Below are 15,362 nucleotides of genomic sequence, written 5' to 3'. Positions count from 1 at the left end.
GAAAAGGTCTATACTTTCAAATTAAAAAAAGACCAAACATCAATTTAAATTTATTTTCTTAATAACCACTTCCTAAGATAACTATATTTAGGTTTAGGTGGTAAGGGTATTAAAGCTTCAATCTGAGAATTAATTTTGTTGTCAATGATTGAACTCTCAGCCTTGTATCCATCATTTTCTTTATTGATTATTTCATCGGATTTAATTTTAAACGATTCATCAATCCCATCCTTAGTTGGCTTAAACTCTTCGGTTTTGATTTCTTTTTCTTTAGTTTCGTAATTATTGATATTATTTGGTTCATCAACATCGAACGAATTTTCTTCTAGTTTATCTATGTTTTGATTATTTAAATTATTAGGTTGTTGATTCAACTGGTTTAAATCTAAATTTTCCAATTCTTCCAAACTTTCGACTCCAAAACGATGTGCCCATTGAGATTTCAGGAGAGAGTGTAAATTACTGTCATTGGCCTTTAGAGCGTCTATGATTTGTTTTTTTAGATGATACTTTCTAGAATCCAAGGTTCTTCTCAATCTCTAGACTAAGATTATCAAGCAAGTTTGCGATTTAAAAGAGGTCTAATAAGAAAAAACAACCCAATTGTAAGAACAAATAGAATTAATAAGCAAGAATATCCATTTATTTCTCCATAGGGAGCATTGATTAAAACTAATTTTAGATCTACAGAATTTTGATATGCCAATCGTATCGGTTCAATCGCAAATGTTAATGGATTAATCGATGCCATCCATCCAAGCCATTTAGGCATGAAAGATATGGGGGCCAATGCTGTGCTTGCGAAAAGAACAGGTAGATTAGCAATAAAGATAATCGCAATTAGCTCTATATGTCCAGGCAATATAAAGGCCAATCCAAGACTTAAACCAGTTATTGCAAATACCAATAATAATAGGGTTATTGCTATCAGAAGGAAACCTCCCAGACTTGGCCAGCCATAACCTAAAAGAGCAGAAGTTGCCATTATTGCGAAACTCTGCAAAAGGCTAATAGTAGTTATATAGATGACTGAAGAAATTACAATTGAACTCCTACTTGTCAATGGAGCAACTAACAATCGATTAAGGAAACCAAATTCTCGATCAAACATCACAGGTAGTCCTGCATTAAGAGCTCCACTAAAAGCAGTAAAGACTATTAAACCTGCGCCAAGAAATTCTCCATAGCTACTGTTCCCTGGCAAAAAATCTATGGGAGCATTAGAGAATAACGCTGCAAAAAGCAAAAGCCATATTAAAGGCTGAAGGATTCCTGCAAATAATGTTGAAGGTCTTCGAATTAGTTGAATGAAAAGCCTCCATGTCAATGCAGAAGTCTCTTGTAACATTTCATTCAAATCATTTCTAGATTGCTTATCCTTAGGAATTGATGGATTAGTAGTGATCATGTCTAATAATTTAGGAGTAATACGATTAATTAACGCATCGATTTCTTTTTCTCAAGATTTAAATCTCTTTTACCAGCAAGTTCTAATTCAGCGTCCATAAGAGTTTTACCAGTTGCTTGCAAATAAACATCATCTAAACTTGGTCTACTGTGAGAAAGTGCAAAGACTTCAAAATTTTCTTTTGAAAGATGACTCGAAAGATTTGAGATAACATTATTACTTTGAACTAAAAAATTTAAAGAGTATCCTTGCTTTTGATTCACTACTACATTTGATACCCCATTGATATTTTTAATTAATTTCCTTACAGATTCAGCCTCTACTTCATCACTAAACTCTCGCACCCTAAGTGTAACTCTGTCACCACCAAGTTCTTTTTTTAAATCATCCGGTTTTCCACTAGCAATGACCTTTCCCTTATCAACAATAGCCATCTCATCTGCCAACTCATCTACCTCCTCGAGATAATGACTACTTAAAAGAATAGTAGTTTCCTTATTTCTAAGTTCCTTCAATAAGTCCCAAATAACCGATCGACTTTCTATGTCCAACCCAACAGTAGGTTCATCAAGAATCAATAATTCTGGTTCATGCAACAATCCTGAGGCAAGATCAAGTCTTCTTTTCATTCCTCCCGAAAAAGAACCACATCTTCTATCAATCCATTCATGCATATCTAGTCTCTGAATCAATTCGTCAATTCTCTTTCTCTTACGTTTGCTGTCTAGATGATAAAGGTCTCCATGAAGCTGCAGCAATTCTCTACCAGTAAGTATTTTATCGATTGCAACATCTTGAGCGACATAACCCAATTTGCGCCTAATTTCTTTTTCCTCAAACAAAGCATCAAGTCCCCCAACCTCAACATGGCCAGAATCAGGGGCAAGAAGAGTACAGATAATTCTAATTGCAGTGCTTTTACCTGCTCCGTTTGGGCCTAACAAACCATACAAAGAACCTTTTGGAACTTCAAGGTTAAGTCCATCTAGAGCCCTGACAGGGCCATAAGACTTAAATAAATCTCTTAGTTGGATGAAAAACATCTAAAAACAGATTGCCTAAAAACAAGTTAATATCACCTAACAAAGTCTAATTAATATGACTAAGCAAGGTTGTAAAATTTTTATTTTAATTTTATAGATTTACGAAAATATCATTGAGAAGTCTTTAATTAAAGCTATCAACTGATCATTAAAAACAATTGATACCTCCAATCTACTAATAACAAGCAAAAAACAAACTCCAAACATATAAAGGATAGACCACCTAAACAAACCCTTAGCCCTATCTAAGTCCTCCGGATTATCTCTTAATCTGGAGACCAATTGAAGAAGCCTTGAATTATAGGGTAGTAATAACATTCCATATAACAAGCCTCCTGCGGGCAAGACAAAGCACCCTAAAAAACTTAGAAAGACTGTTAGATAGCCATAAACAGATATAGCTTTTGCCGTAACAAATGGGCCGCTTACTGTTGGGAGCATAGGTATACCAACAGATCGATAGTCCTCTCTTAATAATATGGCCAGAGCCCAAAAATGTGCTGGAGTCCAAACCATTACCAAGGAGAATAGCCACCAACCACCCAATCCAATATGGCCTGCTGCTGCCGAAGCTCCTACAAGAGGGGGAATTGCTCCAGCGACTCCTCCGAAAACTATATTTTGAGAAGTTCTAGGTTTTAAGAATGCTGTATATAGTAGAACATAACTACAAAGTCCTAAAAGAGTAAGTCCTGCTGCCAAACAGTTAACTCCACTTACCAAAAGGGTTGAAGCAGCAAGTGTACAAGCAATTGCTCCAATAAAAACAGAAGACTGAGAAAGGCGACCAGAGGGCAATGCTCTATTACTGGTGCGTTTCATTCGCTTATCGAGGTCTTGCTCCCACAAGCAATTAAGAGCTCCTGCGGCTGCAGCCGCAAGAGCTCCTCCACCCAAAGTGCATACCAATCTTGGAGAGGGTAATGGCCATTCCTCCGAAAGAGCCATTCCACCAACAGTGGTTGCCAGTAATAGAGGAATTAATCTTGGTTTGGCAACCTCTAACCAAGCTGGAAGTTTAATTCGCTTTCTAGAAGGAACGATTTCCTCGCGATTAACGGGCTGTGAAATTACATCTGATGTAGAGCTAACCATGACATGTCTCCAAAGTTGATTGATTTAAAAGAAATGATTGAGAAGATTCATCAATTCCTCTACCTTTAAAATTCAATGCTGCTATTACGGCCACTAACAAGCAGGCAATTAGTTGATGACCAATTATAAGACCAGGTTGACTCATGCTTAGATGAATAGAAAAAACACCTAATAAGATTTGTAAGATGATCAAAGAAACAATCGTCAAAAGATAAGGCCACTGCTTAGCAAGAACATCTCTCTGAAAAGATGAAACAATTACGAATAAAATCACCAAAAAGCTCACCAGGACAGCACTAGAACGGTGCATCCCTAAAAGATTGCAAGAATCTCCAAAAGCCAAGCATCTTTGCGCTGCCCACGAGGTTGCCACCCGACTACCCAATAAAGACTGAGCTACAACTGAAAAAAGAGATAAGAATCCAAGGGAACGAAGCCAAAGTGGAAAAAGTGACTTGCCAGGGTTGAGTAGTTGTTGAGTCACGCCACTCATGATTGCAACAAGAGTGAGTGCAACTGCAAGATGAGCCATGACGATTAGAGATGGCAATAGCTGCAGTACTGTCAAAGCACCTAAAAAACCCTGAAAAGCAACCAATAAAGTTAAGAATCCATAGGTCCAAGGAAGCCATGTAGGTAAAGTTTTTGCCCAACGTAAAGACAGCACAAATTGAGCAATTAAAACAATCCCTACAAAAAATGCATCTAAACGATGAAACCATTCCAAGAAGACTTGTAAGTTCATTTGCCTCCCAGGTAAAAACGACCCATAACATAAAGGCCAGTCTGGGCAAGCAAGGCCAGCCTCCATAACTCTTGTTGCACCTCCAATCACGACAAGAGTGATCAGTGCAACCACCACATGAGCGGCAAGTTGGCCCAATCTAAAGAGTGGCTTTGGTGGATAAATAACCTGCACGTATGCAAAAATCCATCAAGATCATTATTAATTCAACGTAGCGATTACTTTGTACACGTCACCTGAATAAAAGGACTGCAACATAAAGATTGTCTTTAAAAAAAAAATTATTCATCTTGAATTAACAATTAGCCGATACATTAGTTACTTTTGCCCATAACCTATAAATAGAACAGGAGATTTTCTTGCCGAAACTATCGGCCATCTTAACTCTAACGTTAAGTTTAATTCTTGGCGTAGCAGGAGTTTGGATTGCGTACAACGTCAATATGCTTCCCGTGAGCGCGAGCATTAATGCTCCTGTTTATGATGAACTATATCGAGTCCTATTCATTATTGGCTGCATACTTTTCATAGGTATGACTGCTTTAGTAATTTATAGTCTTATTCAATTCCGTCGTAGGCCTGGAGAAACTGGAGACGGGATTGACTTAGAAGGTAATATTTCTTTAGAAATATTCTGGACAGCAGTTCCTGCAATTGTTGTTTTATTTGTAGGTTTATATAGCTACGATATTTATGATCGAATGGGTGGCATGCAACCTTTAATGCATGATCACAGTGGTCAAATGGATAATCAAGCTGGGAGGGTTTGGGGAGGTATAGGTTCTGGGCCAATTGAATCTTCATCCACAAAAAATTCATCTTCATTACCAATTGAGTTAACTGCAATGCAATTTGCTTTTATTTTTCACTATCCAAAAGGAGATATTATTTCTGGCGAACTTCATGTTCCTGTTGGAAGAGAAGTTAATTTAAGAATGGAGTCTAAAGATGTAATACACGCTTTTTGGGTGCCTCAATTCAGACTTAAACAAGATGTAATTCCAGGCCAACCAACGATTTTAAATTTTACTCCTACAAAAGCAGGTAATTACCCAATTGTTTGCGCAGAATTGTGTGGCCCTTATCATGGTGGGATGAGATCAAACGTAATAGTTGATGAACAAGAAGACTTTGATACTTGGTTAAAAGAAAACTCTAAAGAGTCAATTTAGATTTATGACTATTTCACTCAAACCAAGTAACTCGCCTCCAGAGAAGCTCCAACCAACTGGATGGCTTAAATATCTGAGTTTTAGTCTCGATCACAAAGTCATAGGTCTTCAATATTTAGTTTGTGGTTTCTTGTTTTATTTAATTGGAGGATCTTTAGCTGGAGCGATAAGGGTAGAGCTCACAAGTCCCCTCTCAGATTTCATGCCTAGAGAGGTTTACAACCAAGTTTTGACGCTCCATGGCACAATCATGATTTTCTTATGGATCGTGCCTGTAGTAAATGGTGCATTTGGCAACTATTTAATACCTTTCTATGTTGGGGCAAGAGATATGGCCTTCCCAAGACTGAATGCTGTTGCTTTTTGGCTAATACCTCCCTCCGGGTTGATGTTGATAACAAGCTATTTCATAAACGGGGCAGCACAAGCTGGGTGGACAGCATATCCACCTTTAAGCATTACGACTCCAGCCGCCGGTCAAATAATTTGGATACTAAGCGTATTACTTTTGGGTGGAAGCTCAATTTTTGGTGGTATTAATTTTATCGCTACAATCCTCAAGCTAAGAAGACCTGGACTAAAATTAATGCAATTACCCATGTATTGCTGGGCAATGCTTGGTACAAGTATTCTCGTAGTTTTATCAACTCCTGTTCTAGCAGGTACTTTAATATTGTTGAGCTTTGACATAGTTGCTCATACAGGTTTCTTCAACCCAAGTCTTGGTGGAAATGTAATTGTTTATCAACATCTTTTTTGGTTTTACTCGCATCCTGCTGTTTATATCATGGTCTTACCTGCCTTTGGTTTGGTAAGTGAAATACTTCCAATCCACAGTAGAAAGCCACTATTTGGCTATACAACAATGGTCTTTTCAATTATGGGAATAGTTGTTTTAGGCCTAGTTGTTTGGGCTCATCACATGTTTACGAGTGGAACTCCTCCATGGATGCGCTTATTTTTTACAATCGCTACTGCTTTTATAGCTGTTCCTACAGGTATAAAATTTTTCAATTGGGTTGCAACCTTATGGGGAGGGAAAATATCACTTAATGCGGCCATGCTATTTTCCTGCGGATTTATTATTAACTTTGTCTTGGGTGGAATAACTGGAGTTGCCCTAGCTCAAGTTCCTTTTGATGTTCATGTACATGATACCTATTTTGTTGTTGCTCATTTTCACTACATAGTCTATGGAGGTTCAGTCTTTGTTATCTTCTCTTCTATTTATCACTGGTTCCCAAAATTTACCGGAAAAATGCTCAATGAAAATCTTGGGAGATTCCACTTCATAATTACTTTTATAGGCTTTAATCTTTGTTTTGCTCCTCAACACTGGCTAGGTTTAAATGGTATGCCTCGACGAGTTGCTGAATACGATTCACAATTTCAATTAATCAATCAAATAAGTAGCGTAGGTGCATTGTTAATGGCTCTAAGCACTATCCCTTTTCTATGGAATATCTTTCAAAGCATCCTCTACGGGGATGAAGCTGGTGACAATCCATGGAATGCATTAACACCTGAGTGGTTAACAAGTTCACCTCCTCCTGTTGAAAATTGGGAGGGAGAAGCACCACTAGTTCTAGAACCATATGGTTATGGAGAAAAAAATTCACATAACACTCAGGAGGTAATTACATGACTTCGATAGTTCCAAAAGAACAATCTTCAGAGAACAAAAAAGAACTCTCAACTGAAGAGCATGAAGATTTTCGTTTGTTTGGTTTAATAGCTTTTTTAATCGCAGATGGGATGACCTTTGCAGGTTTTTTTGCAGCATATCTAACTTTCAAAGCAGTCAATCCCCTTGGTCCTGATGCTGTTTACGAACTAGAGCTGCCATTACCAACTTTAAATACAGTCTTACTTCTAGTTAGTAGCTTTACATTTCATAAAGCCGGGAAATTCCTAGAAAAGAATGAAGCAAAACAATGTCAAAAATGGCTTCTAATAACAGGCTCTTTGGGAGTGGCATTTTTAATCAGTCAAATGTTTGAGTACTTTACTTTGCCTTTTGGATTAACAGACAACCTTTATGCAAGTACTTTTTATGCATTAACTGGCTTTCATGGGCTTCACGTAACACTTGGATCAATAATGATAATGATTATTTGGTGGCAAACACGTATCCCATCTGGTCGAGTGAATAATGAAAACAAGTTCCCATTTGAGGCAGTAGAGCTCTATTGGCACTTTGTAGATGGCATTTGGGTTATCTTATTCATCATCCTTTATCTGCTTTAAGAGGTAAATATTGATACTAAGCAAGAAACTTTCAATTAATTTGTTGCACAATTCCACTTATTGGTCAGAATTATATTAAATAAAACAGTCTGAAATGCTTGTTGGAAAAGAACTCCTCGACAAAGCAAGATCTTTGAGCAGCCGTCCAGAAGACGAAATAGCTAAAGGATGTGGTTATGTCGGCCCAAGCGGGAGAGTTTTACGTAAAAGTTTTTACCGTGCTCTAGTTGAAGCTAAGGGTTATAAACTTCGCTCAAATGGCCCTGGCAGAGCAGGCAATAGATCTTCAAGAGGAAGACAAGCAGAATTTCGAACTAAAGTTCATGGTAATGGCAATCTTCTTATAGGACATGCCTATACGAAAAAACTAGGTCTAGAGCCTGGACAGGAATTTCGTATTGATGTACGAAAAGACTCTGGTGCGATAAGTTTGTTACCACTAAAGAAATAATAAATCTTTCCAGAGGAATTTATATTTATTAAATGTAAATTCCTAGTTCCAACCTTGCTCATTAAGCCACTGAGAGCTAATTAATGGTGGAGTTTTTGAAAAAGAATCATTATTTTGTACCTTTAAAAGTTTTTCTGCATACTTTGCCATTAAGTCAACCTCTAAATTAACTTTTTCGCCAATTTTCAAATACTGCAAGCATGTCTTTGTCCAAGTATGAGGTATTACGGCTACTGAAAATTCACACCCATAATTACATATCTCAGAGATAGTAAGACTAATTCCATTCAGGCTAATACTAGCTTTATCGCACATATACCTGCAGAAATTCATATCATCCCAAGATACTTTCAAATTCCAGGAATTTTTCAAATTTTCAATTGAAATAATTTCACCTAGACCATCAATATGTCCGCTGACAATATGTCCACCTAACCGATCAGACAAACGTAATGCTGGTTCAAGATTTACATAACAATTTTTCTGAGCTTTTTCTGCAAGATTTGTTCTCTTAAGAGTCTCTTCACTTATATTTGCGAAAAAAGAATCATTGATTAATTCAGAAACTGTCAGACAAACTCCGTCTACAGAGACACTGTCTCCAAGATTGAGTGGAGAAAAAGGCTTACATCCATCAACAATTACCCCCAAATTATTTTTCTTGATCGTTCCAATAGACTGAATTAAACCAGTAAACATTATTGTAACTGCCACTTTTAGAATGCTAGTTATGGTATTTAGAAATGTCTTGAAAAAGTTTGTTTGAATTTCAAATATAGTTTGGTTATGAATTATTCCAATATAAAGCCAAGGCTTTTTTCTCATCAGCACTGAGTATTGGCAATGACCAACATTTATTCCAAACACTATCTTCTGGTAGAAAGATAGATTGATACCTTTGAGAGGCATTTATATTTTTTCTCCTCAAGTCAGAAAAGCTAGTTGGTGGCAAATAACCTTTACTTATTAGACGTCTTAAATAAGTAGCTCCCCACAAGGAATCAACCCACTCAATAGGGAAAGACTCTGGAGGAAGCGAGGGAGAAGCAAGAACCGTCCAATTAAGCGGACTTCCCTCATTAGGCAAAAGGACAGACAAACGAGGATCTTCAACAAGAGCTTTAACACAGTTAGATAAGGGTAAAACTGCTGCATTTGCTCTACCTGAAACGACCCAATTTAAAGCATTCCTATCATCATAAGTTTTAGCTTGACTCTTGATTTTCAAGAAATCGTTAACTAAATCTATTTTTTGCGCAATAGAAATCAGAAGATAAGGACTACGAGGAAAAACTATCTGATTTGCAAGTGAATTCGAAAAAATAACTTCCCAAGTATCCTTATTTTTTAAAGCAAGAGAATCTTCATTTCTGAAAAGTATCACCCAAGGGCTAACCGCTACCGGTAAAAGCTTTTTTTTATAATCCTCGCCTAACCCTTCGAGAAAAGAATTAGTCTGCTTGCTGAAATTATTTCTAATAGTATCTACTTTGATTTCTTGAAATGAATTAATGGCTAACTCAGATATCCAACCATCATTTAAGATTAATAAATCTGTTTTTTCTTGAAGAGTAGAGTTATAAGAAAAATTTTTTAAGTCGATATCTTTTATAGGGAAAAATTCCCAACCTGAAGATAAACTATTTAAAAATTCATTAGGGAAGGTATTAGAAACTCCTCTCAAAGCCAATTTCTTTTGAGACGTTGAACACCCAGATAAGAAAAATAAAGAAGAGATCAATCCATATTTGATGAACTCTCTCCTACCAAATTTATCAGTATTCATATTCAAATCCCGTGACAAGTTATTTCGTTATTTGACCTAAAAAGATTAGCAACCTCTAAATCACACTTTTCAACCATTTCTTTCTGAGTCAATCCCTTGATTTGAGCAAGCAACGATAATGCTCCAGCACCAACACCCTCTTTAACATAACCGATCTCATAATCTCTAAGAACTTTTTGATTACTATCATTAAATCTATAACCACTAGCTAGACCAAGGATATTTACTTTAAAATTATTGGCGACATGATTCATTAAATGAATAAAAGAATTTCTATTTTTTGCAGTAGAAAGTGATTCATCTACTAACCATGATGTTGTTCCTATTAAAATTTTACCAGTAACTTCAGAACGTAATTTAGGCTCAATTTCATTTAATGCTAAAGCTAATACTGCCAACATTTGACAACCTCCTCCCAATAGAACATCTTGACCAGATTCTATAGCTCCCATCAAAAGACCAACTGCAATTGGTTGAAATGGATCCCCGACTGCTGCCATGAGATCAACAGAAGATGGATTCTTCTTTAATTTTGCAGCTTTGAGTCCTTGGTTCACTAATTTTGCTTTTAATTCTGAAGGTGGATTCCTATAACTTCCGCTTATCAGACCATTAACATTTATTCCTAATCCTAAAAGAACAGCAAAAGCGGTAGAGGTACCTCCTGGAACACACTCCGTTATTAAAAGAGATTTTTTTAACTTCTTAGCTATCTTAAATCCACCATCTAGTAAAAGTTTGACTCTAGTTCTTTCCATTGCATTACCTGAACTCAAGCATCTAGCAGGGCCCATCTCGGGTGACTCTAAGGCTACATGACTAAATGGGGGGGTTTGCAGCAGTCCTGCCGATATGATTGTTGGCTTAATTTTCAAGAACCTTGAGGCAACGTAACTAATCAATGCAGGCGAGACACCTGCAGCTAAAGGAGGTAAAGGCCATCTTTTGGGAATCAAAGGACCTCTTAATAAAAGTTCGGCGTCTGCAACGGCTGTATAACGTCTAGAAACAGGAGTCGAACCAGCCGCAGAAATACCCTCAATCTCTGCAGTTTGAGATCCAGCAAGAATTAAAAAGAATTCCATATTAGTAATATTTTCTTGCAAAATTTTTACTCTTTCATTAACATTTTGCATTTGCAGGCCATCCCCAAAAGCCAATACTCCTGACGGCAATAAAGTATAGTCAACTCCTTTCATTTTCAATCAATTAGATTGAAGAGAAATTAAATTCTCTAAGAATGCAGGTGGCTCGGGTATAGAGGATTTGAGCCTAGGGAAAATCCAATAAGCCAACGCATGCAAACAAAGAACGTAAACAATTTCTTGAGTTATAATTAGAAATACTGCAACTATTTGAACTTGTCTCATATCCGGAGTAAAGGAAAGATTGAAAACATCTATCCCTTTGGCGAGTAATCCTGCTCCAGCACGAGTAAGAATTACCCACAAATTTTCACCAACCAACATAGATAAGACGAAGACTCTAACAATAAAACCCATAGTCCCTATAAACACTCCAACACTCCAACTTATCCACCAATTCCATCCTTTTTGCCAACTATGTCCTAACCACAAGGAAAGTAATCCATAAGGGAAGAGCACTAAAGGGCCTCTTAGCGGACCCATCAGAGCAGTTAATAACAATACACATATTGTCACTCCCTCAACCCCTGTTTTAATACCTCTCCGAATTTGAAGAAGAGCCAAGGGCAAAGGCAACGCAAGACGAAATACAGCTCCACCAATCGGCAAATAATAGAGAGCTATCCAAATCAAAGCCGATGCAGCAGCTAAATAAGAGGACTCAACAATTTTCAAGGCTTGTCTCTTGCTAAGAGGAGCTTTATAAAGAGAGCTGCTTTTAAAAAAGTTTTTATTATCTAAAGTCAAAATTATTTTCTTTTTAGAGAACTATCATTTGACAAATCCCCGTTATCAAAACGTTCGATTTTTTCGACTTCAAACTGGACTCCTGCTTTCCTTAGAGCCTTTGTAACAGTCTCTGCTGGTGCAGAGGGATTAGCGCCTGACAATCTTAAAATAATTCTGTATGGCTGTGGGGTAAAAATTGTATTCTTTACTGATTTAGTTGATTTTTGGCTAAGTCTATATTTGTTAGATATTGAATTATCTATGATAATTTTCCCTGAATCTTTTTCATTTTTTTTCTTCTCAACTTTAATTCTTGATGTGATTTTTGGCATTTCATTTTGTTTTTTTGATTTAATATTCATATCTCCTGAAGCTTTTGGATTCTGAGGGGTATCAAAACTACTTTCCAACTTCTCACCAATTACAGTATTTGAACATGATTGAAGTGGAATTAGAATAACTATTAGAAATAATCTAATAAACATTTTCTCAACAAATACTAAAATATCCAAAATTTTATTTGGGTTTAATTACCCTGACCTTACTAGCTCTTGGACGTCCTGCTTTAGCTGTGGAAGACGATTTTCGAGAAGTACTTTTTTTTGAAGATGATGAATTCAAATCTCTCTTATTAGATTTTATTGTCTTTTTTGTAGAACTTTTTTTCTTAGATGTTGTTTTTTTACTTGATTTTTTAGCTGCCAATAGTTGAATAGCCTCATCAATAGAGATATCTTCAACGGTTTTTCCTTCTGGAAGAGAGGCATTGATTTTTCCCTGTTTAACATATAAACCATATGGTCCATTAAAAAGTTGGATAGTTTCTGTTTCTCCTTCTGGGACACCAAGTTCTTTCAAAGCGGTTCTTCCACCTCTTCCCCGCTTAGGAATAGATAAAAGCTCAAGGGCTCTTTCTAGGCTTATTTGAAGAACATCATCTTCGCCCTTAATTGAACGATAATCTTTTTCACCATCAGTTTTACTCCAAACAACATACGGACCAAACCTACCTAAACTTGATTGAACCTTGCCTCCCTCTGGGTGCTCTCCCAGCAGACGTGGTAATTGAATTAATCCGAGGGCTTCCTCAAAGGTCAAGTTCTCAGGTTTTAAATTCTTTGGTAATGAAGTCCTTTTTGGGTTTGGAGCTTTTTTCAAGGATTTATCATCTAGATATTCGATCGCTTTTTCAACATCAATCTCATCCTCTTTTATATTCTCTGGCAACAAGACCTGTACCTTTGATGAATCCTGCTTCAAATAGAGTCCATATTGACTACTTTTGAATAAGCGAAGATTCCCTAATTTTTTTTTGCCTTTTGGAACTCCAAGATCTTTCAATTCAACAACTAAACCTCTTTGAACAAAATGACCATATCTACCATTCAATAGATATAAATTCTGTCCACTATCAGGATCAATTCCAAGGGACTCAGGTCCCTCAGCTTTTTGTTTTAAGATCATTTCTGCGATATCTTCGTCTAGATCTGCGGGAGTAATCTCCTGTGGGAGAGTAGCTGTTATAGGCTTCCCATTTTCACCTAGTTGCTTTGATTCCAGATATGTTCCAAATTTACCCAACCTAACAAGAGACGAAAGTCCCTCCAAAGAAACCGACCGGAATTCCCCTCCATCTATGTCTCCTTCTCTTTGTTGAACTTGATTTTCCAGCCCAGTATCACCTTTATAAAAATCCTTGAGGTATGGAAGCCAACTTACTTTCCCTGTTGATATCTCATCAAGTGTTGATTCCATTCGAGCTGTAAAGCTAGTATCTACAAGGTCAGGGAAATGTTCTTCAAGAAGAGCAGTAACAGCAAATGCTGTAAAACTTGGAGTCAAAGAATTATTATTAAGGACTGAATAGCCTCGATCTACAATTGTTCCAATAATGCTGGCATATGTTGAAGGACGACCTATACCTTCTTTCTCAAGCGTTTTAACTAAAGACGCTTCGCTATATCTAGCAGGAGGTTGAGTCTGATGCCCAAGTGCCTCAACCTTCTTAGCCGTTGGAGTATCTCCGACAGCTAATTTAGGCAAAAGCACTTCTTGACCTTCAAGGGCACTATCAGGATCATCCGTTCCTTCAACATAAGCCCTAAAGAAACCTGGAAAATCAATTCTTTTACCACTAGCCCTGAAGGACACATCCGATGCTTGCAATTCCACTCCAAGCATTGTCAATCTTGCATCGGCCATTTGACTAGCAACTGTTCGTTTCCAAATCAGTTCATACAAAGAAAGGTCTCTCCCTTGTAAATTGGAATCTTTGGGTGTTTTAAAGCTCTCACCAGAAGGACGAATTGCCTCATGAGCTTCTTGAGCATTTCTCGTCTTATTGGAGAATTGACGGGGCTTATTACTTAAATATTCAACGCCATACTTTGATTCAACACACTTTCTTGAAGCATTAATTGCCTGATCGGACAAATGAACAGAATCTGTTCTCATGTACGTAATAAAACCTCTTTCATATAACCCCTGGGCACATCTCATGGTCTCCCTAGCTGATAATCGAAGTTTTCTATTAGCTTCTTGTTGTAATGTGCTTGTCGTAAAAGGAGGAACTGGTTTTCGAATTGACGGTTTTTCTTCGACATTGATAACTTTCCAATTATCAGTAATTAATTTTTTAGCAAGTTCATTAGATTCCTCCTCGTTCAGTAATTTTACGTTTCGACCAGATTTCAATAATCCAGTTGATTCATCAAAATCACTACCACTGGCAATTCTTTGTCCACCAATTGAGGTCATTTTCACCTCAAATTCACTGCCTTCTTTTTCTAATTTTGCTTTCAAATCCCAATAACTTCCACTTCTGAAAGATCTCCTTGCTCTCTCTCGCAAAACCAGCAATCTTACTGCAACTGATTGGACTCTTCCAGCAGATAAACCCCAAGAAACTTTTTTCCACAGAAGAGGAGACAGGGTATATCCAACTAATCTGTCTAATATTCTTCTTGTTTCTTGAGCATGAACTAATTCCATATCAATTTCTCTTGTTTTCGATAGAGCTTTGGAAATAGCCTCTTTTGTTATCTCATGAAAAACCATCCTCTTAACAGGGATTTTGGGATCAAGGACGTTCATTAAATGCCAACTAATACTTTCACCTTCTCTGTCCTCATCAGTAGCAAGCAACAATTCACTAGCTCCCTTCAAAGATTGTTTTAATTCCTTGACAATTTTCTTCTTGTCTTTTGGGACCACATACAAAGGATCAAAATCAGCAGTTGTATTAACCCCTATCGTTGCCCACTTTTCTCCCTTGTGCTTCGCAGGGATCTCGGAAGCATTATTAGGCAAGTCTCTTATATGCCCCATTGACGCAAGAACTTGAAAATCCTTAGGCAAAAACCCTCTGATGGTCTTTGCCTTTGTGGGACTTTCAACAATTACCAGAGTATGGTCAGTGGGCATCAGCTCAATTTTCCTTCTTCTTATCTAACGTACTGAATAGTAAAATGCATAGCCCAAAATGATTAAAAAGGCATATTTTATAACTTCGCTAAAGTTATAAAATCAGACACAGCTTCAA

General features: G+C 37.1%; 15 protein-coding genes. 4 read left to right on the top strand and 11 right to left on the bottom strand.

Annotation, left to right across the window (positions count from 1 at the left end):
* Positions 1-50: 50 nt before the first annotated feature.
* The 5 genes from AC6EIW_RS10370 to AC6EIW_RS10350 all read right to left on the bottom strand — a co-directional run bounded on the left by AC6EIW_RS10370 (position 51) and on the right by AC6EIW_RS10350 (position 4,465).
* Positions 51-524 (bottom strand): hypothetical protein, encoded by a 474-nt coding sequence (locus tag AC6EIW_RS10370; protein ID WP_498520524.1) that lies wholly within the window; start codon positions 522-524, stop codon positions 51-53.
* 29 nt (positions 525-553) lie between these two features.
* Positions 554-1,408, bottom strand: coding sequence for an ABC transporter permease (locus AC6EIW_RS10365; protein ID WP_498520523.1), 855 nt, complete (start codon positions 1,406-1,408; stop codon positions 554-556).
* A gap of 29 nt (positions 1,409-1,437) precedes the next feature.
* Positions 1,438-2,451 (bottom strand): ABC transporter ATP-binding protein, encoded by a 1,014-nt coding sequence (locus AC6EIW_RS10360; protein WP_498520522.1) that lies wholly within the window; start codon positions 2,449-2,451, stop codon positions 1,438-1,440.
* Positions 2,452-2,550: 99 nt separating this feature from the next.
* Entirely contained in the window at positions 2,551-3,546 is a 996-nt protein-coding gene (locus tag AC6EIW_RS10355; RefSeq protein WP_498520521.1) for a heme o synthase, read from the bottom strand.
* Entirely contained in the window at positions 3,539-4,465 is a 927-nt protein-coding gene (locus AC6EIW_RS10350) for a COX15/CtaA family protein (protein ID WP_498520520.1), read from the bottom strand. The genes AC6EIW_RS10355 and AC6EIW_RS10350 overlap by 8 nt, the downstream gene beginning before the upstream one ends.
* A gap of 185 nt (positions 4,466-4,650) precedes the next feature.
* Here AC6EIW_RS10350 and AC6EIW_RS10345 point away from each other — a divergent pair, with 185 nt between their 5' ends.
* The 4 genes from AC6EIW_RS10345 to AC6EIW_RS10330 all read left to right on the top strand — a co-directional run bounded on the left by AC6EIW_RS10345 (position 4,651) and on the right by AC6EIW_RS10330 (position 8,161).
* Entirely contained in the window at positions 4,651-5,463 is an 813-nt protein-coding gene (locus AC6EIW_RS10345) for a cytochrome c oxidase subunit II (protein ID WP_498520519.1), read from the top strand.
* A 4-nt stretch (positions 5,464-5,467) separates the two neighbouring features.
* Positions 5,468-7,108 carry a cytochrome c oxidase subunit I gene (ctaD, locus tag AC6EIW_RS10340; RefSeq protein ID WP_498520518.1) on the top strand — a complete coding sequence of 547 codons (1,641 nt, stop codon included), beginning with the start codon at positions 5,468-5,470 and terminating at the stop codon, positions 7,106-7,108.
* Positions 7,105-7,710 carry a cytochrome c oxidase subunit 3 gene (locus tag AC6EIW_RS10335; protein ID WP_498520517.1) on the top strand — a complete coding sequence of 202 codons (606 nt, stop codon included), beginning with the start codon at positions 7,105-7,107 and terminating at the stop codon, positions 7,708-7,710. The genes ctaD and AC6EIW_RS10335 overlap by 4 nt, the downstream gene beginning before the upstream one ends.
* Before the next feature lie 94 nt (positions 7,711-7,804).
* Positions 7,805-8,161, top strand: a complete 357-nt coding sequence (locus tag AC6EIW_RS10330; protein WP_498462290.1) for an AbrB family transcriptional regulator — start codon at positions 7,805-7,807, stop codon at positions 8,159-8,161.
* Between the two features lie 42 nt (positions 8,162-8,203).
* Here the strand turns inward: AC6EIW_RS10330 and AC6EIW_RS10325 are convergent, their stop codons facing one another.
* From AC6EIW_RS10325 to topA, 6 genes are all read right to left on the bottom strand, one after another.
* Complete coding sequence (locus tag AC6EIW_RS10325; RefSeq protein ID WP_498521648.1) at positions 8,204-8,860, bottom strand: riboflavin synthase; 657 nt, start codon at positions 8,858-8,860, stop codon at positions 8,204-8,206.
* Between the two features lie 85 nt (positions 8,861-8,945).
* Positions 8,946-9,947: a type 2 periplasmic-binding domain-containing protein gene (locus AC6EIW_RS10320; RefSeq protein ID WP_498520516.1), complete on the bottom strand. Its 1,002-nt coding sequence runs from the start codon at positions 9,945-9,947 to the stop codon at positions 8,946-8,948.
* A gap of 2 nt (positions 9,948-9,949) precedes the next feature.
* Complete coding sequence (locus AC6EIW_RS10315) at positions 9,950-11,146, bottom strand: nicotinate-nucleotide--dimethylbenzimidazole phosphoribosyltransferase (protein ID WP_498520515.1); 1,197 nt, start codon at positions 11,144-11,146, stop codon at positions 9,950-9,952.
* 6 nt (positions 11,147-11,152) lie between these two features.
* Positions 11,153-11,839 (bottom strand): DUF2232 domain-containing protein, encoded by a 687-nt coding sequence (locus AC6EIW_RS10310; protein WP_498520514.1) that lies wholly within the window; start codon positions 11,837-11,839, stop codon positions 11,153-11,155.
* A gap of 2 nt (positions 11,840-11,841) precedes the next feature.
* Entirely contained in the window at positions 11,842-12,333 is a 492-nt protein-coding gene (locus tag AC6EIW_RS10305; RefSeq protein ID WP_498520513.1) for a hypothetical protein, read from the bottom strand.
* Between the two features lie 4 nt (positions 12,334-12,337).
* Positions 12,338-15,244: a type I DNA topoisomerase gene (gene topA / locus AC6EIW_RS10300; RefSeq protein WP_498520512.1), complete on the bottom strand. Its 2,907-nt coding sequence runs from the start codon at positions 15,242-15,244 to the stop codon at positions 12,338-12,340.
* Positions 15,245-15,362 lie beyond the last annotated feature (118 nt).

The organism is Prochlorococcus sp. MIT2308, from assembly GCF_059772345.1.
The sequence above is the reverse complement of the archived record's forward strand: the minus strand, read 5'-3'. Positions and strand labels throughout refer to the sequence as shown.

Coding starts and splice junctions, on each gene's coding strand:
- AC6EIW_RS10330 (WP_498462290.1), top strand. CDS start 7,805: ATGCTTGTTGGAAAAGAACTCCTCGACAAAGCAAGATCTTTGAGCAGC.
- ctaD (WP_498520518.1), top strand. CDS start 5,468: ATGACTATTTCACTCAAACCAAGTAACTCGCCTCCAGAGAAGCTCCAA.
- AC6EIW_RS10365 (WP_498520523.1), bottom strand. CDS start 1,408: ATGATCACTACTAATCCATCAATTCCTAAGGATAAGCAATCTAGAAAT.
- AC6EIW_RS10315 (WP_498520515.1), bottom strand. CDS start 11,146: ATGAAAGGAGTTGACTATACTTTATTGCCGTCAGGAGTATTGGCTTTT.
- AC6EIW_RS10335 (WP_498520517.1), top strand. CDS start 7,105: ATGACTTCGATAGTTCCAAAAGAACAATCTTCAGAGAACAAAAAAGAA.
- AC6EIW_RS10360 (WP_498520522.1), bottom strand. CDS start 2,451: ATGTTTTTCATCCAACTAAGAGATTTATTTAAGTCTTATGGCCCTGTC.
- AC6EIW_RS10320 (WP_498520516.1), bottom strand. CDS start 9,947: ATGAATACTGATAAATTTGGTAGGAGAGAGTTCATCAAATATGGATTG.
- topA (WP_498520512.1), bottom strand. CDS start 15,244: ATGCCCACTGACCATACTCTGGTAATTGTTGAAAGTCCCACAAAGGCA.
- AC6EIW_RS10325 (WP_498521648.1), bottom strand. CDS start 8,860: ATGTTTACTGGTTTAATTCAGTCTATTGGAACGATCAAGAAAAATAAT.
- AC6EIW_RS10355 (WP_498520521.1), bottom strand. CDS start 3,546: ATGGTTAGCTCTACATCAGATGTAATTTCACAGCCCGTTAATCGCGAG.